At 40.3% G+C, this 21422-nt stretch carries 20 protein-coding genes; 2 read left to right on the forward strand and 18 right to left on the reverse strand.

The features are described from left to right. Positions 1-19 precede the first annotated feature (19 nt). From rplS to ispH, 18 genes are all read right to left on the reverse strand, one after another. On the reverse strand, positions 20-391 hold the full coding sequence (gene rplS / locus F887_RS01585; RefSeq protein ID WP_004803988.1) for a 50S ribosomal protein L19: 372 nt from the start codon (positions 389-391) through the stop codon (positions 20-22). A 193-nt stretch (positions 392-584) separates the two neighbouring features. Next, positions 585-1325, reverse strand: a complete 741-nt coding sequence (trmD, locus tag F887_RS01580) for a tRNA (guanosine(37)-N1)-methyltransferase TrmD (protein WP_005297314.1) — start codon at positions 1323-1325, stop codon at positions 585-587. 45 nt (positions 1326-1370) lie between these two features. Then, the gene (rimM, locus tag F887_RS01575) at positions 1371-1919 is read right to left on the reverse strand and encodes a ribosome maturation factor RimM (RefSeq protein ID WP_004803983.1); all 549 of its coding nucleotides are present in this window, start codon (positions 1917-1919) and stop codon (positions 1371-1373) included. A 16-nt stretch (positions 1920-1935) separates the two neighbouring features. Beyond that, a complete protein-coding gene (gene rpsP, locus F887_RS01570; RefSeq protein ID WP_004660208.1) occupies positions 1936-2193 on the reverse strand; it encodes a 30S ribosomal protein S16 in 258 nt (85 codons plus the stop codon). Between the two features lie 163 nt (positions 2194-2356). Next, entirely contained in the window at positions 2357-2791 is a 435-nt protein-coding gene (locus F887_RS01565) for a type IV pilin protein (RefSeq protein ID WP_416201970.1), read from the reverse strand. 130 nt (positions 2792-2921) lie between these two features. Then, positions 2922-7184: a pilus assembly protein gene (locus tag F887_RS01560; RefSeq protein WP_005297319.1), complete on the reverse strand. Its 4263-nt coding sequence runs from the start codon at positions 7182-7184 to the stop codon at positions 2922-2924. A gap of 13 nt (positions 7185-7197) precedes the next feature. Beyond that, entirely contained in the window at positions 7198-7965 is a 768-nt protein-coding gene (locus tag F887_RS01555; protein ID WP_005297321.1) for a pilus assembly PilX family protein, read from the reverse strand. Then, positions 7962-8987 (reverse strand): PilW family protein, encoded by a 1026-nt coding sequence (locus F887_RS01550; protein WP_005297326.1) that lies wholly within the window; start codon positions 8985-8987, stop codon positions 7962-7964. Before F887_RS01550 ends, F887_RS01555 begins: the two co-directional genes overlap by 4 nt. Before the next feature lies 1 nt (position 8988). Next, on the reverse strand, positions 8989-9477 hold the full coding sequence (pilV, locus tag F887_RS01545) for a type IV pilus modification protein PilV (RefSeq protein WP_005297328.1): 489 nt from the start codon (positions 9475-9477) through the stop codon (positions 8989-8991). Beyond that, the gene (locus F887_RS0118080) at positions 9474-10169 is read right to left on the reverse strand and encodes a GspH/FimT family pseudopilin (protein WP_005297330.1); all 696 of its coding nucleotides are present in this window, start codon (positions 10167-10169) and stop codon (positions 9474-9476) included. Before F887_RS0118080 ends, pilV (F887_RS01545) begins: the two co-directional genes overlap by 4 nt. A 373-nt stretch (positions 10170-10542) precedes the next feature. Next, a complete protein-coding gene (locus F887_RS01540) occupies positions 10543-10995 on the reverse strand; it encodes a type IV pilin protein (protein WP_005297333.1) in 453 nt (150 codons plus the stop codon). Continuing rightward, positions 10995-11564, reverse strand: a complete 570-nt coding sequence (locus F887_RS01535; RefSeq protein WP_032863204.1) for a type IV pilin protein — start codon at positions 11562-11564, stop codon at positions 10995-10997. The genes F887_RS01540 and F887_RS01535 overlap by 1 nt, the downstream gene beginning before the upstream one ends. A 7-nt stretch (positions 11565-11571) precedes the next feature. After that, entirely contained in the window at positions 11572-16071 is a 4500-nt protein-coding gene (locus F887_RS0118085; protein WP_005297336.1) for a pilus assembly protein, read from the reverse strand. A 12-nt stretch (positions 16072-16083) separates the two neighbouring features. Beyond that, a complete protein-coding gene (locus F887_RS01530; RefSeq protein WP_005297338.1) occupies positions 16084-16842 on the reverse strand; it encodes a hypothetical protein in 759 nt (252 codons plus the stop codon). 13 nt (positions 16843-16855) lie between these two features. Further along, positions 16856-17932: a PilW family protein gene (locus F887_RS01525; RefSeq protein ID WP_005297339.1), complete on the reverse strand. Its 1077-nt coding sequence runs from the start codon at positions 17930-17932 to the stop codon at positions 16856-16858. Position 17933: 1 nt separating this feature from the next. Continuing rightward, entirely contained in the window at positions 17934-18464 is a 531-nt protein-coding gene (gene pilV, locus F887_RS01520; protein WP_005297340.1) for a type IV pilus modification protein PilV, read from the reverse strand. Next, a complete protein-coding gene (locus tag F887_RS01515; protein ID WP_005297341.1) occupies positions 18461-19006 on the reverse strand; it encodes a pilus assembly FimT family protein in 546 nt (181 codons plus the stop codon). Before F887_RS01515 ends, pilV (F887_RS01520) begins: the two co-directional genes overlap by 4 nt. Before the next feature lie 140 nt (positions 19007-19146). Beyond that, positions 19147-20097: a 4-hydroxy-3-methylbut-2-enyl diphosphate reductase gene (gene ispH, locus F887_RS01510; protein ID WP_005297342.1), complete on the reverse strand. Its 951-nt coding sequence runs from the start codon at positions 20095-20097 to the stop codon at positions 19147-19149. A 103-nt stretch (positions 20098-20200) separates the two neighbouring features. Here ispH and gmk point away from each other — a divergent pair, with 103 nt between their 5' ends. Together gmk and rpoZ are read left to right on the forward strand one after the other, a co-directional pair. Next, positions 20201-20824, forward strand: coding sequence for a guanylate kinase (gmk, locus tag F887_RS01505; RefSeq protein ID WP_005297343.1), 624 nt, complete (start codon positions 20201-20203; stop codon positions 20822-20824). Between the two features lie 69 nt (positions 20825-20893). Continuing rightward, a complete protein-coding gene (gene rpoZ, locus F887_RS01500; protein ID WP_004657467.1) occupies positions 20894-21172 on the forward strand; it encodes a DNA-directed RNA polymerase subunit omega in 279 nt (92 codons plus the stop codon). The last annotated feature ends 250 nt before the right edge of the window (positions 21173-21422 follow it).

The following is a 21422-nucleotide window of genomic DNA, read 5'->3' on the forward strand; positions in this document are numbered from 1 at the left end:
CTTTACAACAAAGTTAAAATTAACCTTGTTTACGAGCTGGTAACTTTTCACGAATACGTGCAGCTTTACCAGACAACTCGCGTAGGTAGTAAAGTTTAGCACGACGAACGTCACCACGACGTTTCACTTCGATTTTAGCGACGATTGGAGAGTGAGTTTGGAAAACACGCTCAACACCAACACCGCTAGAGATTTTACGAACTGTGAAAGCAGAGTTTAAACCACGATTTTTCTTCGCGATTACAACACCTTCAAATGCCTGAAGACGTTCACGTTCACCCTCTTTTACTTTAACTTGAACGATAACTGTATCGCCCGGTGCAAAAGCAGGGATGTCTGATTTTAACTGTGCATTTTCAACAGCTTGAACTAAAGGATGTTTACCACTCATGTGGAATCTCCAATATGTGCGGGAGAGAAGAGGTCTCTGACACCGCTGGGAATAGAGGCTAAAGCGCATATCTCCCGTTTAACTTTCCCTTTACAACAGAATGTTGTAAAGAGCCTATTTTTAACTTAAACAACGTTTAAGTAGAACTCGAAGCTGAGCTTCTCGTTGGGTACAAAGACAAACTGATACCAGTTTAATCTTTCGAATTTTTTAGCCATTTTTTTTGCTGCTTGGTCAACTCGACTTTTTCCACCAATTCTGGTCGACGGTCTAAAGTGCGTTGATAACGCTGCAAAAATCGCCACTTCTCAATATTGGCATGATGCCCAGATTTTAATACCTCGGGTACATCCAAACCTTCGAAATGATCAGGCTTTGTATATTGTGGGCAATCCAGTAGACCATCCACAAAAGAGTCTTGCACCGCAGATTGCTCATCAGACATCACATTCGGCAAACGACGAATAATACTGTCCAGCAATACCATGGCAGGGAGTTCACCACCCGATAATACGTAATCTCCAATCGACCATTCCTGATCAACATATTGTTGGATCAAACGCTCATCAACCCCTTCATAACGTCCACACAGTACAATCAAACCATCATAATCAACGAATCGTTGTACCGCCTGTTCATTTAAAGTCTGGCCTTGTGGTGACATATACACCACAGGAGCATGAACACAGCCCGCTTGCGAAGCAAGTTGTTTAGCATGGGTAATCGCTTTTGCCAACGGCTCAGCCATCATCACCATACCTGGACCACCACCGAAAGGACGCTCGTCCACTCGCTTGTAGTTGCCCTCAGCAAAATCTCGTGGGTTAATGCAAGTGACTTGCACGATGTCACGCTTTGCTGCACGCCCGCTAATCCCGTGCGCTGTAATCGCTTCAAACATTTCAGGAAACAATGTGATGACTGCAAAAAACACCGCAGACTCCTTTATTTTCCTGCTGCGCTACTTTCCCCGAAAGGGTTAGTAGTCTACGCCCCAATTGACGTAAATACGACCAGCTTCAAGATCAACGCGTTGTACCACATCTTTATGCCAAGGAATCATTCGCTCTTCAGCATCAATGCTATCAGGTGTCGCTTTCACGACCATGACATCATTGGCACCGGTTTCAAACAGTTCGTAGATTTGACCGAGATTCACTTCTTGTTCTTCATCATCAAGACCTAACACTGTTAGACCTTTAAGATCAGACCAGTAATACTCGTCTACGTCTGCTTTTGGCAGCTGAGATTTGGCAATCCAGATATTAGCGCCAACCAAGTTTTCCGCTCCAGTGCGATCATTCACATCCTTCAACGCGACAACAAGGCCTTTGCCATGTGGTTTCCAACGTTTTACATCAATTGTTTGCCAACCTGCCTTAGTCTCAATGTACCAAGGAAGGTAGTCAAACATATTGCTCATAGGCTCTGTATTAGAGTAAACCCAGAGCCACCCATTCAATCCATAAGCTGAACGTAACTGTCCAATCTGAATACGATCTTCTGGCACATTCTGTGTTGATGTCATGGGCTACCTACTACAATTATGCAGTAGTTGCAGCTTTTTTAGCTTGAGCAGCTAAAGAAGCAACGCGATCTGAAGGTTGAGCACCTTGAGCAACCCAGTGAGCAAAACGGTCAGCATCTAAACGAACTTTTTCAGCTTTACCTTGTGCAGTTGGGTTAAAGAAACCAATACGCTCGATGAAACGACCATCACGTGCATTGCGACTATCAGTTACAATGATTTGATAGAATGGACGTTTTTTTGCACCACCGCGCGCTAAACGAATAACAACCATGAGAACAACCTTATAATTTTTACGGATTATCCCTGCGCCGACCATCGGCAGCACTTCAAACCCCTTTCATAGAGGGCGATATTCTACGTTATATTTGCCTTGAAAGAAAGATTAAATTTAGGGTTATCCACAAGCTTGAATTTAATTTATAAAATCTACTGAGTTACCAGTCTTCTGCATCATTCCCACAACTTGTGGCAGTGATGTTTGCGGCTGTTTTAGTCTTACATTTAAGGCCTGTGCTGGTCAAAAGTAATGAGTAATTTCGTGGGCTTTGGCTCACTGCTTTTAAAGACCATGTTTGAGTATTGACCGTTAATGTTAAGGTGAATTTTTGGTTACCACTCGTTGCTGTCAAAGGTAGAAGCAAGGTGGTGTTGGTTGCGCTAGTTACCGAGTAATATGGCCCCTGATTCGTCGATATGCCTTTCAGTACAAAACCATCGTAACTGAAGTTACGTGCCCGATGTTTTTCCAAAAGCTCAGCAACTTTAAGCATTTCTTGTTGTGCTGTAGATAAATCTGCACGGCGGATATAAGTGTCATAACTGGGGATGGCAATCGCAGCAATAATCGCCACGATTGCAACCGTAATCATCAATTCGATTAGCGTAAAGCCTGAATTGCGACAACAGTTTTCCTGCGCAATTGACCTTAAATTACACTTAAAGGTCCGAGAGTGCAAAGCACTCCCTCTCTGTAGGCCATCAAAATAGGAATTTTTCATTTTATTCATTACGTTCATACCAAGTCAGTGGCACCAATTGGCGACGCATTTGATTGACAGGTAAACCACTCAACGTATTGCTGCTATTCCCCGAAACCAATCCACGTGATTGTAAATTGTTTTTGCTTGTCGAACCTGCACCAACACTCAGTGCCACAATGCCATCGCCAGATTTACCCACCAATCCAACGGATTCCGAAAGCTGTGTTTGCTCACACACACCAAATGGTAAACAATAACGATACACCTCAGTTTTCCCACGTACCTGAACTGGACAGGTTGGCGTTACGCCACGGTCATACACACTGGCATATAAATTCTTGTTCATCACAACCATTTCATCTGTCACTTTCTTCGCATTGGCAAAAGAAACCGCCCAGCCATTTGGCATCAATGCTTTTACTTCTGCAATATTCTTATCTTTAGCTTCATCTTTACTCAATATGCCGCGTAGTGCTTTGCCTGTTGTAGTTAAATCAATATCCTTTGTCTCTAATTTATCTGCTGCCAATGTATATAAATTGGTTTTGATTACATCACGATCAAACAAATTATAAATAGCACCTGAGCTAGAATCACTGGCTGGTAAACTGCGATTGCCTGAGGCAATGCTAATGACAGCTAATGGTTGTTCATAACCATAAACAGTAAAGTTTGGCGCATCAAAGAAACGTGGGCTAAGACCACCTGTTTTATGTAAATTTAGGATACGTGTCGCACGTTGTGCAAAATCACCTGTTGTTGTATTGGCATTGATATCCACACGCCAAACTTGTCCACCCAAATCCCCAAAGTATAAATGATCCACTAAGCCATTGCCGTCACGATCAGCGACACTGATACGACTGACAACGCTATAATCCATATTGCTTACATTTAAGGCATTCTCTTTTGCAGTATCGTTTTTAGTTGTTGCACTTGAACTTGCCCACCATAATAAATCCCCATTATCAGCATCAAACATATAAACCCCTGCACCTTTTTTATTGGTTTGGTTATATGTTGGGCACTCATATCCCTTGTTACTATAAGCAGATAAACTCACACCTGTTTCTGATTCAGCACAAGCAACGGTGCCTGAGGCATCATAGCCGCCTCCGACAAACATTACTTGTTTACGTTGCCCTTTCCAACTGACATAAGCAATTGTAGGTTTAGACCAGCTCTGTCCCATGTTCTCGATTGCTGAGAATGCTTGCCCTGCTGGGTTCGCTGCTGAATAAACTTTGCCTGTATTTGGATCGATATGGAATTTGATTTCGGGTTTGTCTAGATCAGCAAGATTAAGTGCGTAATAACTACGTCCTCCCATACGCAAGCCACCATATAAAGTTTGTTTTCCTGTTGCGATGACAGTATCTTTATTTTTTGCTTGCTGAACAGTCGCATAAACTTTGCCATCACTGCCCATACCATAGGCATATTCGGTATAAGCGGCCCACGCACCGTCTATTCCATACGGCATATCAGGCCAATAACCTTTACGGTCTTTTACAAAAGCTTTTCTTTGCTCAGCATTTTCCAACATTTCATTTGGCACAAAAGCAAATTTCTCTTTGCCATCGTCAGCATCCACGACATGTAATAGACCTTGGGTTGAACCAAAAGCAATGTAGTCATCCCGATCAATTTTGTTCGTATCAAACTTAGCATATTGAGTCAGTTTTAATGGCGTAGAATGAAGTGACATCCCCACTTGCCAAAGTGGTTCACTTTGCGTAAGGCTATTTCCTGTTGCACTTTCAGGATTATCTAACTGATAGCCCAAAAGACTCATTAAATAACCACCATAGCTATCTTTGGCAGAAGCATTGATTGCACAGCGTGCCTCACTCGAATCAGCCAAATAATCCGTTGTTACTTTTTTCAAGCTTGAACTTTCAGCAAAACTGCCATCAGTTTTACAATTTCGATTAATCCACAACTTACGTGCTGAGGTATCCGTCTTTGTTGGCCGTAAAGTCTTAAGTTGACCTAATGCACCACCTGTAAATAATTTAGTGTTTTTAACTTGATCTTCTAATTCATTACTATTCCATTGATCTTTCCAATCCACCATACGGATAACATTATTTCCACTGGTCATATCTGTAACGGAGTATTTTTTAAGATTTCCAAACCAATTTTGTTGATCTGCTGGTGCAAACATACTGTTATAGACGTCATTGCTCAATTGATATGGTGTTAATGGATCAGCAGGAATAGTTTGTAAGCCCATAAACGGCGCTGATTCCACATCAACAATATGCTGATTGAAATTGACAATACTTTGTGCAATCCCACCCGTACTTGCTTCTGTATACCAACCACCTTTACCTTCTTTCCCCCAATATGCAAGATTCCTCACATCTCCAAGTTCTGCGTCAGTTGTAGGCTGAGTTGGCAAGATGATATCAACAACATTTAAAAGTGGTCTTAGGTCAGCAATAATACTCAAGAGGCTCAATGCAGCATTTAATAGACTTTTTACGCTGCTCAACAATGTATTGACAATACTCCCACCTGTACCTGCACCAATAACATTGTCGCCACTGAGCCTTACATAATTGAACTCTTTACCGATACCTGCTACACCTGTTTTGATCTCAACCTGTGTTCGATAAGCGGCATTAGTATCCAATAATGCCTTGGAATAATTCGCCAAGCATGCCCAGGTCGCTGTAGAGGTGCCCAATTCCCACCCACTTGGTGGACTTACCTTACAAAAATCATTGATATTGGTTGTTGCAGTTTTCCCAAGAGACTTCTGCATAATACGCTGCACGCCCAACGCATCAGCAGGCACAAGTTTTGGCGCATTGCCTGTTAAAACAAAAATACCCTGAGCTTGGCATTGTGAAGTTGTCGCCCCACTTATTTTTTGTTTGATCGAGGTTGGATTATCATAATCATCACTATTTGCCTTCATTGGAATAGTCGTGGCACGATAGTTATAGCCAGAATAACTCGCATCCGCAGCATAGTAATAACGAATCACGCTCTTATTCGTATTACCAGACAGCAATCCAAGCAGTGCTCCCAGCAAATCGCCTAGCACTCCATTGCTTGGTGTTACTTGTTCCGTACGGATGTAACCCGTTGGAATGGGATATTCTATTAATGTGTCAATTGGCCAACTATTCTTTTTATGATATGAAGTACAATCATTATTTGTTTGCCGAGTTAAACATTTATATGCAACACTTGGCTTGGCAACAGACACTTCAAACTCAGACAGAACCTCGCCTGTTCCTCTGGTATTATGTCCGAGTAAATAAGCCCCTGTTTCTGCATAAGCTGTAACCAACGGTGATTCTGGATTATTTAGTAAAGCCACAAGCGTAGCGGGAAGACTACCAATAAGCCCAAGTACATCGGTAACTAAACCAAGAATATTAAGCCCATCAAGTACATTGCCCAGAATGCCTACAACTTTATCCAAGGTATTTCCCAACGGATCCGAACTTGGGGCCAAACCATCTATCGCGGCTTTTAGTGCTTTCCGTTGATTACTATCATCAGCTACAACTGTACCACTCTCATCTTTATCGCCCTTTTTATAGCCTAGCTCTAGCGCAGGGACGACAATCATGCCTGCTTTTTGGTTTACACCACTACTGTTTTTAGCAGGAGCAACCGTTAGTCCTATTGCTGTTTTAGGAGATAATGCCGTAACCCCATTTTTTGCATTACCATTTAAAACATCACGTACAGCCATTTTGATTCGGGATAACCGACTATAACAACGATAACCCTCACCTAAATTAATATTCACGGAAAGGATTTTATTACTCCGAACGGGTTCACTTGCTTCAAGCTTAGAAAATGGCGTACAACTGGCACGCATATAATCTAATGAGCTTTGCAGGCCCAATAAACTATTTTTTTGGGTTCCTGTGATGGTGTCAACAGTACCCAACAAGTCTAAAACTGCTTTTGGAAAAACCACATCACAATAAGCTTCTGTTCCCGCAGGTGGTGTCAACTTAACATCTACAACTGGCAATGCCCCGACAACCGCAAAGACTTTACTGCTAATACATAATGGATAGTCTTTTAATAAGTCCAATGCAGGAGAGCCCATACTTTGGGAGGTATCTACCATTAACATAATGGTACTATTTCCACCGCTACTTCCTTGTCGGTAGATCTCAACATCACTTGCATGAACAGTGGGAGCAACGACAAATAAACATGACAGTGCAGAACTGACCAATACAAACCATTTTGTGTTGTTATTACTCACATTGATTTGTTTTTTTTGTTTCGTATTATTATTTTTCATGATCATTTCTCCCTTATGAACCTGATGGCTCAAAGTCAGATAAGAAGCGATATTCTGCAACTTGTGTGCTATATAAAATATTTTTCTCTTGTAGGCACTGAACCAACCCTGTTTCTTTTTTTTCAATAGCTTCTGGCGTTAGCTCAATACTTTTATTCAAGCACCCTGTTTTCGTATCAAATAAATCACTATTAGGGTTTGAAAGTAGCCCTTCCATTACTGAGGTCACCTGTACGCGCAAACGAATACTATTTTCTGTTTTTGCACCAATAGCATCTGTACCGCGTGCTAAATCTGAGAAAGGTTGGGTTGTAGACGCCGCTTTTTTAATATGAATTTGTGTCACAACTTGAGAACGACCACCAGAAAACTTGGTTACATCACGTTTATCTTCATCACTCAGCGCCTGACATGCTCCACCACCTGTCGCCATCAACTGACTATGCTTCGTTGCCCCATCCCAATATAACCAACTCGCATTTGACAAGTTAAAAGGTTGGGTACCCTTAAAGCAAAAAACCAGTTCTTTATTCCAGTTATTCTCATTCTTAAAGAAACCGACGATCCCATTAGCAGAAGCCATATTCTGCTGAATATCCGGATTTTGAAAATACATTAATGCCGCATCCGCATTTTGTGCCAATAATGTTTGTATTTGATTATTACTCACCAATTTTAATGAGCTGACGCTTTGTCGAATCGCAAGAGTGCCTATAATCGTGATCATCAGTACAATCATCAGTACAACGATCAGTGTCGAACCACGTTGAGCATGTATCATGTTCCAGCCCCCCCATTTGTACAGGTTGTGGTTTTACTGCTATCGCAGCCCTCTGAAACCCAACCCATCGCATTTCTTAACGAAATGGTTTGATCAACAGCCTGACGTAAATAATTATCCTGAGAAGCAGGCGTAAGACTGACTTTGGTACCAAGAACTTGAAATGGCTCTTTATTTCTTTGATTAATTACAGCTTGATTGCCCGTCTTATTATCTGAACGAACCAAGACACCTATCTGAATTGCATGAACATATGGGCGAACAGCTTGCACGACCCCATCAATATTTTTTTTCGTTGCGGTCAATGCCATGTAATTTTTAACATCGGTATACGCCAAAGTACTATTGGCACTGTTTAGCTCACCATCCATGTAGCCCAAACGAATTTGAAAAAGATCGACATTGGGTAAAATGACCTGACTTGCTCCCCAAGCCAGCTTTAAGCGGTCAGTTGATGTTTTGCTATCAAGTACAGCCTGCGTATATTGCGCAGCCTGACAGCGTAAAGATTGCCGCGTATCTGTTGATGTCGAGCCGACATAATAACGCTGTACCACGAAAGTCCCATTCGCAACATCCACACCAGAACAATCAATGCCGCCTTGGGGTGCTTGATAACGAATCAGTAATTGATCATTGGTTAAACCCGTGACATTGGCATTACCGAAACTGGTGACTTGGTTATTGGCAAAACAGTCTGCACAATTTAGATCAATTTTCGCCCCCACATTATTTGAACTAAGTAAAATACCCGCATAAGCGGTTTGGTCATTAATCGCAGGAACGGGAGAGCTTAGATTTGCTTTACGAATATCATCAACAATAAAGTTCAATCCCAAACTGGCATTGTCTTGAATATGCGCCATTGCTTTTTGCAACTTATAACTGGTAATACCCGTAATAAAAAGCTGAATCGCAGCAGCAACAATCAGTAAACCTAAGGTGAGCGAAATCATTAACTCAATCAAAGTAAAGCCTGACTGAGTTTTAATATGTTTGGTGTAAAGGAGGTCTGTTTCCATTTTAATACGCCTCCAAGAACAAGCAGTGTGATCCAGACACATAGACACCATCTTTAATACATGATGCAATACCCTGATCACCTGCTAAATTTGTTTCATCCCAAGCCACATAAATACATTGTCGATTATTTCCTGTCGGACACTGATCTACAGCGAGATTCATTCCATTATTCTTGGCCTCAATTGCCGCATTTTGTAAATCTTGCTGTGCAATCTTTTCAGGTTTATCAGCAACATTAGTAACTGCTGTAGTTGGTACAGAGACTGCAGCGACTTTGTATTTCCCAGCTCGGGTGGCCTGAGGATTTGCTCGCATACGCTCAGCAAGGTCACGTGCAATGGTTGATGCTAAAATTTGCTTATTTGCTTCAAAACTGGCGTCGATTGCTCTTAACTGTAAAGCAGCAAAACCTAATACGCTGATTGCCAATAAAACTAACGCGACTAATACCTCAATGAGCCCAACACCTTGTTGTTTTTGAATATTCATGGGCAAGCTCCCTCTTTTATTATTGTGTCTCCAATCACCCCAACCCGAATACAATAAGAAAGATTTTGACGCTGTAAAATAAAATCTTTTTGCGCTGCAAGACTGCCATTACGCCTAAAACTGAGATTGGTCGATGAAGCATTGGTGCTTGTAATGCCATTGTCTAAACGAGCAATAAAAATCCGCTGTGTTTCCTCTTTTGGAATGGCTACGGCTGTTGCACAATCGGTATCAGATAGAGACGCCAAACAAAGACCTGTAGTTTGACGCAGCAAAACAGCTTGGCTTCTCGCTTCAGAAATTTTCATAACAAGTTCACGCGCAGAGGACTCTAGCTTTTGACGGCTGTACATCGTTGCAAATGAAGGCGCTGCCATTAAGGCAATGATTGCCAAAATAGCTATAGTGATAATCAGCTCAACGAGAGTGAATCCTGCGATAGAAACCAGTCGAGTATCACTCGACTCTATTGCAAGTCGATAAGTCAGGCTTCGGGTCCGAAAATGAACAAAGCCGTGCTTTGTCTGAGCGTAAGATGAAGAACTATGTTCGAATTTGGAAGGGTGAGGTTGAACAACTCTTAACCCTGTAGCAAGATGATCAGGCGATTGAACAAAACAAGGCTTTGTCCTAAGAAGTATAACTTCACAAGAATTTGGAGCACTTGGCTCTGATAGGTATGCTTGTTGCATATAGTCCTCCATATGCACAAATCTTTTTGTTTTAACGAGCATTTCATTATTTTTAATAAGTTTTGATTCTACGTTTTATGTTCATTTTACCTTTTCTTCAGGTATTCCATTCTTAAGTCAGTAAAATCAAATCGTTATATTAATGGAATGAACGCTATTTTCGTGATTGTTTTCATGTTTAGTACCAATTTCCGTCTAAAATGCACTTAAATCCACCTTTAAGAGATAAAAGGTAGATAACAGCAGATAAATGATAAAAAAATCACATTCATTAATTTTTATTGTTAAAGATGTTAAGTAATACCATGGATAAGCATAAAAAAAGCAAACATTCAGAATGTTTGCTTTTTTATACTCATAGAGGTTTAGTGAGTTAACGACCATCCCAGTTAGAAGTAGGAGTCAAATCACAACCTGATGCACGATGTTCCCAGAATTTTTGCCCTTCGCTATTTAAACAAATATCCCCATCCTCCTCCATACTCCCCATAGGAACCGCTCTTAATTCCCACGTTGCAACATTAGCGTTTGCTGCTGTTAATAATTGGCCATTAGAGTCCCTCACCGAAATCGAATAGAGTTGCTCTCCTGCCTTCGGATAATTAGCTCCACCAATATTTACTATTGTGACATTGCGATAACTTCCATTTACCACTTTATATTTTGCTAATTGATTCGCCATTTCAATCATATAAGACTGTACATTAGCCCTATTGGTTCTTTTGACATATTTTTGATAAGAAGGGTAGGCTATTGCAGCAAGAATCGCAATGATCGCTACAACAATCATGAGTTCAATCAACGTAAATCCATATTTATACTTCATTACCAACTTTCACCTCCCACCCCACAACCGATTTCATCAGGATGCTCCAGATCAGATCCTGGATCTGTGTTGATATTAGCTGGACTGATCGTTCTACATTTCAATCCAGAACTGGTCATTAAGAAAGAAAAATTTCTAACATCACTACTAACCGCTGTAATCGCCCAAGATTGTCCAATTGCATTGGTTGAGTTTAGTGGCAGATTACCGTTGCTTCCATCCAAAATGATTATCGTATATTGAGGTGTGGCACTTTGTAACGGCAAAGTCAATACTTGTACTATTGGATCAAAACTATCAATTAGAGACCCGAAAGGCAATGGATATAAATAACTTGCATTAAATCCCTTATAACTAAAGTTTCTAGACTTATGCCGCTCTAATTGCTCAGCAAGCTTCTGCATTTCCTGCTGCGCCTGGGCTGCAATAGCTCGGCGCGTAAAATGCTGATAACTTGGAATCGCAATTGCCGCCAGCAGAGCTATGATCATAACCACTGCCATCAATTCAATTAAGGTAAATCCTCGATTGAACTGATAGCCCAAAGCACATGAGCGTGGATTCTTCATAATCATATTAATTGGCCTTAGCATAGCGTTCGTACCACCGATTTGGAATAAAACGCATATTCCCCCCAGCAAAAATAAATTTCTGGTTTGTGTTACATGCAGCACCACGGCAACCGACTCCAATATCATCAGGGTCTGGCACAACGACAGATTTAGTACTTCCTCCATCCACAGAACCAACATTTAAACTAACAATCCCAGCACCAAGATTATAAATATAATTTGCATCTTCAGCGCAAACGCCTGTTGGCAAGCATAAGCGTTGCGTAAAACTATGTCCTTTAACCCCTGCACCACAGCTCGATGACGTCCCGTTATTCGACGCATCATACATAGTGACGTATAAGTTTCCTTCCATAGCGATTAATGGCGAAAGCCCCTTTATTATACTTGCACCTGCATTATCACGATCGTCTGGATTAATTGATGTTGGATTAAATTTTTTGTCAAAGCGGTAATACCATCCCCCCCAACCTGTATCAGCATTTGCAACAGCACCTTTCACTTGCACATCATCATTGTCACCTCGTGCAAGAGCGGCATTACCAATATATTTTAATTGGCTCGTAGATGCTGTCGATGCATCTATTCCAGCCAACGTTCTGGCTGCAATATGTGTATTTGGATAAAAAATACCATCTGGGTGAATATCATAATCATAAATCGCATACACACCATCATATTGTAAACCATCTGAGTTTTGTTGCCCTGTTGCAACTGGTGAATCAGTCGTTGCTAACAACGGTGAGCTTTTGTTCCCAGAGATGAAACTTACAACAACAACATCTGCTCCTTCTTTACGATATGAACTGTGATGTGCTGTAAATACAGGCGATAGATAGAAGCGAGGACTCGTACCATCGCTTTTATGTAAATTCAGAATTTTTGTGCCTTGTGTCGTAAATGCATCCTTACTACGTCCAAAATCGATACGGAATGCTTGACCAGCTAAATCGCCAAAATAAATGTGATCAACCATCCCATCATTATTACGGTCTACCGTTTTAATTTCACTGACAACACTGTATTTCAAATCATTATTAATTAAATGGGGCATTGCAGCTGCGGTAGATGTTTCAGATCCAGATGCTGGTGTTTCTGGATCGGGGTCTGCATTAGCATCGGCATACCATAATAAATCACCATTATCTGCGTCAAACATATAAACACCCGCACCACGTTTATTGTCTTGCTGATAGTTATATTTCTCATAGCCATCGTAACCCGTACGGATACCATTCGCCCATAAACCATCTCCATGGCTACCACCGGCATCGTACCCACCACCAACAAACATGACTAACTTACGCTTTCCTTTCCAATTAACGTAATCTAGTTTTGGTTTAGACCAACTCTGTCCCATATTTTCAATTGCAGAGAAGTCTTTTCCTTCTGGATGTGCTGCCGAATAAACTTTCCCTGTACTTGGATCAATGTGGAATTTTAATTTAGGCGTATTAATATCTGTTAAATCTAGAGCGTAATAGCTACGCCCCCCCATACGCATACCGCCATATACCCATTGCTTACCATTTAGGTTTTCTTTTTCGTTTTTGGTGGAGCCAATCACATTACGTACTGCGCCTTGAACTGTTAGCTTTCCAGAACTATCCGTAACATAAACGGTATGTGCGACCCATTCACCATCCATCCCATAGTAAAGTGCATTTTTCCCGCCTGATAAATTACCCGCATTTTCCTTAAATGTTTCAACCTGACGCTCAATCATCTCACTCGGGACAAAACTAAACTTTTCTACGCCAGATACAGCATCAACAACACTCAACAACCCTTGTGTCGTGCCAAACATCACGTAATCATGGCGTCCCGTTGTACTAATTTCAATTTTTTTGGTCGTGGCATTTCGAGTTGCTACAGATTTCCCTTCTTGGGTTAATAATATAGGTAATGAATGATAGACACTTCCCATTTGACGTAATGTCGCACTATTATTGGTTAAAGCTAGCCCTTCAGTTGCTGTATCAGAGCTAATATTATATCCCAACAAAGCCATTAACCCTCTAGCACGACTGGCGTTATCAGCTCGCGTTTTTTCATTAGTAGTATAGGTATAATCGATATGATTTAAGTCAAAGGTTCGGCTGATTTGGTTGCCCTCAGCTTTAGTACCATCGAATACATAATCTGTTAATAACTTACGACCAGCTGTGGTACTTTGCTGATTTTGATCATTTGTTGTGGTCACTGCACCCAGCAATAACTGACTTAACGCTCCACCCTTTTTAAAAATAGGCGTATTTTCAGGGTAGTTGATCTGTGAGTTAGCCCACTGATCCGTCAAATCCTGCAACTTACTTCTTAAAACAACCGTATTTGAAGCTCCTCCATTTGGGTTTGAATAAACACCATTATTCACAACGTAATATTTTTTGACATTTCCAAACCATAGTTGTTGCGTATCTTCTGGTCTAATTTTCGGTTCAAACTGAGGGAAATAAGCATAAGGCTGAATAATTTCAGGATTTAATGCATCCATTGGTACTGTAGATGAGCCTGTACTCATACTCGGTATGTCTTTATTAATTTCATCAATAAAGTTATTAATACTTTCAACCACACTTTCTGAATTAGTACCAACATACCATTTTCCTCTACCAATTGTTCCCCATTGCTTCGCATCTTGTACGTCTGGATTTGTATCACTGCTAAAACTTGAACTAAAGCCAACAACAGCTGTTTTTATTTCTAAACCTACTGGATTTTTGGTTGGATCTAATAATGTCTCAGCATATTTACCAATACAACTCCAAGTATTATTTTCATTATTACCATATGCGGGATCACCAAAAGAATTAATACGTTTGCCTAACTGACTACCTGCACAACTGAATAAATTATTCTTATTCCCTAAAGAAGAACTCATAAGTTGGTAAGCTGTGCCACTCTTTCCATCACTTGAAGTAGTAATATTTGGAGTATAACCACTTGGTGTTGGTTCACCATCTGTAAGAAAGTAGATACCTTGTCCGCTACATTCCTTTTTAGCCCTAGCAGCTTCAGTATCTCCTAATTGAGCTTGGATAGAAGCAGGTGCATCATAGTGTGTGGCAGAACTTACAGGGCTTGGTTTTGAATCATTAGTAGAGTTTGACCAACCACTATACGGATCTGTTTGGAATGGTGTAGGCTTTGGTACAGATACACGAGATACTTCAGTATTTTGGTAATACAATATTCGTCTACTGCTACTACCACCATAAATGAGTTGTGATGTCCCACTCGGTACAGTTCCAGTCGTTGTTGTATTACAACGTTTCACTCGCAAAGTAGTACCATTGCTTGTACTTGTACCAGTTACATCTTCTGTTGTAGATTTCAAAGTATTACATTTTGTATAACCAGTACCATCAGTTTTTGAATTACCAATCTCTTGGTTTTCTGTTGTTACACGATCATAGTCACGAATCTGATAATAAACTTTTCGAGTAGTATTTCTATCATGCCTATATTCAAATACTGCATAGTTTGTTGTATTTAATACTTCACTAGGCACATTACCCACATAAGATTCTGCACACCATGCAACATCTAGTGTTTGCCCAGCATTTGCACCTCTACCTGTCAATGTTCTTAAATCATAACTGCTACAACCTGAATAGTAATCTGAATTACTTGTATTAGAATTACCTATTGTCACAGTATATGAAATTGGTGCTGTAGTACGGGTTCCCATAAGATAAGCAGCAGCTTCAGCATATGCATATGGTGTTGGAGTTCCACCATTCGCGATTAAACCATTAATGGTTGTAAGTAAGGTATCACGATGGGTTTCATCACGATATTTAGGAATTTCTTCCCATACATAGCGACAGTCATTACGATTACCATAAGTACAATCTGTATTATCATTATATTTATATGGACTTGCATTATTATAACCTGTTGATGAAGTTGTATCTCCATCCCATTTTAAACAATTATAATTATTGGGATCCCATTGCGAACATGTATTATAATAGAATGTATCTGTATTTATAGTCTGTCCCCATCTGTTGGTAGTCGTTGTTCTTTTAGTATATCTGATCCAACGTGGTTTTTTATAAACTCCATCCTGAACTTGATTACCTGTAAGTGTTCCTAATGATTTAGCAGGAACACGAATATAACCATTATTGTTCGTAAAAGTTGCCAACCCCATAACAATTTTATCATCAACTCGTGGTGTTGTTGCTGTACCTTCCAGTACATCTTTTAAACCTTTTTTTAGAATATCCAGACGGCTGTTACCAGCACTGGCATTATTTGTATTTCCCATATTCCAAGCCATACTGCCTGAAGTATCTAACATTAATAGTAATGTTGTCGCGCCAGTACTATCCTCTGGTACTTTATAAATCTCCAAATCTGCTGCGGAGGTCGTTGCGCAAATAAAAGTTGTAATTGTCGCTGTCACGATTGTTACTTTAAACTGGTTTAACCAATAAAGTCTCTGTACCCCTGATTGTGCATCATCTGGGTAACCCCTTTTAACTTCTATTTTTTTCATGATTTGTTTTCCTTATGAGGATGCACGTACAGTTTTTATGGTGTATTCCATTTGCTGGGTGCTATATGGAACATTTTTTTCAGACAAGCAATCTGTGACCGTTTTATTGGTTTTTAAGGCTTCATCAACAAAACTGGTAAAGTTCGTTAAACAACCGTTAATCTCCGAAGTTGAGTGATCACTCAAATTAGGTAAAATAGAGGTAGCTGTAATAGCGACCTTTTGAATACCTGTACTTTTTGAGCTTTCCTTATCATCACCCTCCATCATATGCTCCCAGTCTCGGTCATTTGATGCTGGTCTCACTGAAACCTGCGTCATTACAGCATTGCGCCCACTTAAAAAGTCCATTTGGCGATTGATTTGGCAAAAACCATTTTTTCCTTCTTCTGTGTTATTGATTGTGCCGTTATCATTCCAATAAGAAACACTCGCAATTCCACTACCAGAAAAATTATTACTCACATTGCCGCGAATACAGAACACTAGCTCCTTACCTTTATTTTCTGGTCTTAAGGCATAGTTCAGCATCCCTTGCCCAATACGCATGTTTGTAAAAACGACTTCATCATCCGTTTGATTTTCTAAAGTAAAGAACACGGAGTCACTTGTTTGCTTTAAGAGCGCTTGAGCTTGAGCATTGGTTGCAATTTTGAGCGAAGTAATGCTTCCTCGTATCGCCCATGTTCCTGCTAAGGTAACCAAGACCAGCATTACCAACACGACGATTAACACGGCACCTACTTGTGATTTCATTTTGATTTCATTCATATGACCACCCCTCTTACTCAATTCCGAAGCCATTACGGATCGCAATAGTTTGTGTAACTACATTTCGGAGATATAGCTTATTGTTATTATCACCCTTCAACTTTGCATCAATATTTAGAACGCTATAAGTTCGATTTGCATCAAAAAATTGATTCTGACCAACTACATCTGTGGAACGCACCAATACACCAATTTGTACAGATACAATTTGTGGTTTTTTACCTGTTAACGCTCGATAATCTTCGATATTCATATAGCTAAAGCAGTCTAAACGACTATCTTGCTTCAGATCTGTCACAACACTACTTGCATCTGTTTCCGTTATGGCATCACAATCAGAATTCGCACCATCATAAGCAACGCCTAAACGCACACTGAAATGATCAACTCTGGGTATGATAATTTCACCGTTTCCAGCTAAACCTAAACTAGTATTTTCTTTCGCTTCTTTCTGGTTATAACGTGCAGCTTTACAGGCTAAAGCCAAAGGTTGATTAGGATCATTACGATTAGTATCTGCACGTAAAAAATAGCGCTGAACAACATAAACATTTTCAGGCAAACTTGTGCCTTCACAATCAAACTGATTTGGAGTATTGACACGATATTGAATAACCAATTGATCACTGCCCAATACATGATCGTCAGCATCCTTGATATCTAAGTTTGTAGGACCAATTGTGCCACGAGTTAAAAGGTTTTCATCGATAGAGAAGGCAGGGGGAGAACTTGCCAAATTCGCTGAAATATTTCGCTCAGATAGCACGATCCCCCCATACAGAACGTTATCATCAACAAAGGGTACTGAAGAATTTAAGTTTGCCAAACGAATATCATTGACCATGGTCCCCAAGCCAAAAAGGGTGGTATTTTGTAAATTCATCATCCCTTGCTGAGTGGTAATACTCCGTTGACTCGTTAGAAACAGCTGTATTGCAACTGCGCTCACGAGCAATCCCAACGTTATTGCTATCATCAGTTCTATTAAAGTAAATCCTGATTGAAACTCTCTAGCATAAGATCTTTTTTTACTAAAGGGCTCAATATCAGCAGAAACAGTTCGGCCTTTAAAAAAATTTATTTTTTTCATATTAAAATGCCTCCATTACAAGACATTTGGCTCCAGCCACATAAACACCCGTAATCGTATTAACACATTGGCTGACATTAGTTGCTGTAATCGTTGTGTTTCCCCAAGCCACATAGATACAATTTAAAGAACTACCAATACAATTCGCCACAATAATGGTCTGCCCTTGGTTACGTGCTTTAGCCAAAATTTCTGTAGCATCATGTTCCGCCATCACTGTAGGACTACATCGCGGAACTGCAAATTTATTAGAGGATTTATCTTCTAATTCATTTGTGTTGATACAACCTGTTTCATCTGTTGTTTTTGCATTAACTGCTGCTTCGTAGTCCCCTAAAGCCGTTCGATTCACACGCATTCGTTCTGCTAGGTCTCTTGCTGTATTAATCGCTACTGATTGTTCTGTCGCTTCTTGAGCGGCATCCATTGCGCGAAGCTGTAATGCGGAGAATCCTAAAACGCCTAGCGCCAAAATGACCAAAGCCACTAGCACTTCAATTAAGCCCACCCCTTGTTGAGAAATCCTTTTCATGAGCAAGTTCCTGATGTAATACCATCTACAGTGCCAAATTTAGACACTGTAATCGTACGACTTTCTTCGATATCTGCATTACAAAGCGTAAATACCAATGGGACTATTGCTTCTACTTTACTCGGGTTGGCATTCGTTGGTGGATTCAACTCCAGACTATCAGTTTGATTTTCATCAAAATTTTCATTTGGAACCATTTTTGTTCGCTGTTTAGCTATTCCTAAACCAGTAAAAGTCACATCTATCGCATCACTGGTCATTTCAATATCATCATGCGATGAAATCCAGAAAAGGGTTGCTGAAGTATTTAGACAAGATGCTGGTGATGGCGGACATTCAAACTTAATCGTAATATTCTTCCCTAATGAAATGGCTTGTCCTCGCGCCTCTCCAAATACCAAAGCCAGCTCTTTTGTTGTTGTATCCAATTGCTTCTTTGCAACCAAATTACCAAATGATGGGATAGCCATCATCGCAATCACAGCCATTACCGTAATCGTCACCAGCAATTCAATTAAGGTGAATCCCCGAGTTTTCCCCATTTCCCCAGCGCCCAATTATTAAAATTCACCACTCTATATTAAATTTTATTTTTACAGAACCAATACAAAGCAGATAAGCACCAAAAAAAAACGGATGGAGTGTCACCCATCCGTTTCCAGTTCACATTTTTCTAATAAAATTAGGCTTGTATCACCTGTATACGCAACTCTTTTGGTAGACTAAAGGTAATGTTTTCCTCTCGTCCTTGTAACTCTTTGGGTGGGGTTGCACCCCAATCTTGTAAACGCTGAATGACTTGTTTAATTAAAATTTCAGGTGCCGATGCGCCAGCAGTTACACCAATTTTACTATCTGCTTTGAACCAGCCTTTTTCAAGCTGGTCCGCATTATCAACAAGGTAGGCAGACTTACCCATACGCTCAGCTAATTCACGCAAGCGATTTGAGTTTGAGGAATTTGGAGAACCAACCACCAACACCACATCACATTGCTCTGCTAGGTCACGAACTGCATCTTGACGATTTTGCGTTGCATAGCAGATATCATCTTTACGCGGACCTTGGATCATTGGAAATTTGCTTCTCAAAGCATCAATCACTTTGGCTGTATCATCAATAGAAAGCGTGGTTTGGGTAACAAAAGCCACTTTATCAGGGTGATTCACCATTAAGGCTTCAACATCTTCTTCGTCTTCAACTAGATAAATTGCGCCTCCTTTGGTTTTATCATATTGCCCCATAGTGCCTTCTACTTCAGGATGACCTTCATGTCCAATCAGAATAGCTTCAGTCCCTTCACGGGCATATTTTGTTACTTCGATATGCACCTTGGTCACCAACGGACAAGTTGCATCAAATACTTTTAAACCACGACGATCTGCTTCTTGTTGTACCGCTTTCGATACTCCATGTGCACTAAAAATCACAATGGAATCATCAGGTACTTGATCTAGCTCATCAACAAAAACAGCGCCACGCTGACGTAAGTCGTCCACTACAAATTTGTTATGCACCACTTCATGACGTACATAAATAGGTGGGTTAAAACATTCCAGTGCCCGATTGACGATTGCTATAGCACGGTCAACACCAGCACAAAAGCCTCGTGGATTGGCCAACACGATTTCCATAACATCCTCTCTCATCAACTGAATTTTTACACCAAACTATTTCGTTTAATGGCACGCTACACTACAATAGCCAAGATATTTTATCATATTCAGGAAAAATATCATGTCGGGTCTCTTGTTTGTCGTTTCTGCAGCCTCAGGAACAGGCAAAACATCTTTGGTCAAAGCCCTACTCGATCGAGTCAGCAACCTACACGTTTCTGTCTCACATACTACACGCGGTCAACGTCCTGGTGAACTCGACGGTGTTCACTATCATTTTACCAATAAAGAGACCTTTTTAGCACAAGTTGAAGAAGGTGGTTTCATCGAATATGCAGAAGTATTTGGAAACTATTACGGTACTTCGCAAGCCAAAGTAAAAGAACAACTCCAACAAGGTCATGATGTTTTACTTGAAATTGACTGGCAAGGTGCTGAACAGGTACGTCGACTTTTTCCTGAATCAAAACAGATTTTTATCTTACCGCCAACACAATATGATTTAAGACAGCGTCTTTCCAATCGTGGCACAGATTCAGTCGATGTGATTGAACATCGCTTAAGTTGTGCGGTTGAAGATATGCGTCATTTTGCCAGTTTTGACTACGTTATTATTAATGATGATTTCAATAAAGCGGTACATGATTTGGAAGCGATCATTACTGCAAACCGTTTGGTCACCTTGCAACAAAGCAATCGTCATCAACAATTAATTGAAAACTTAATTACCCTTAATCGCGAATAACTTGAGTCTTGTATAAAAGCCTTTTATAATACTTAGTCTTTCAAATGTAATGTTCAAACGAGACAACTTATGGCACGTGTAACCGTTGAAGATTGTTTAGACCACGTAGATAACCGCTTTGAGTTGGTACTGGTAGCGAGTAAACGTGCACGTCAATTAGCACGTCAAGGTATGGAACCAACTGTAGAATGGGATAATGATAAACCAACAGTTGTTGCATTACGCGAAATTGCAGTTGGCCATGTGACTAAAGAAATTTTAAAACAGCGCGATCAAGACTACCAAACATCAAACCTTGATATGGTACTGTCTACAAATTCACTAAATTTAGAAGGTTTCACTTTCTAAATCGAATTTGTTTTGTGTAAAAGCCCATTGTGAAGACTCTGGGCTTTTTTCTTTCTTGCAAAATTCGGTGCATATTGATAAAAGCAATATCCTTCATTGAAAAAATTTACGAGTTTTTATAATGAACAAATTGACAAGTTTAGCAATATGCTTTTCATTAGAGGCTAGGGACAATGTTTGTGTTTCAGCCTAGTTCTACGGAGCCTTCATCGCTCCTAGTGTATTCGCGATAACGCAATACAGGATTGAA

The sequence above is a fragment of the Acinetobacter sp. NIPH 2100 genome, from assembly GCF_000369805.1.
Classification (GTDB): Bacteria; Pseudomonadota; Gammaproteobacteria; order Pseudomonadales; family Moraxellaceae; genus Acinetobacter.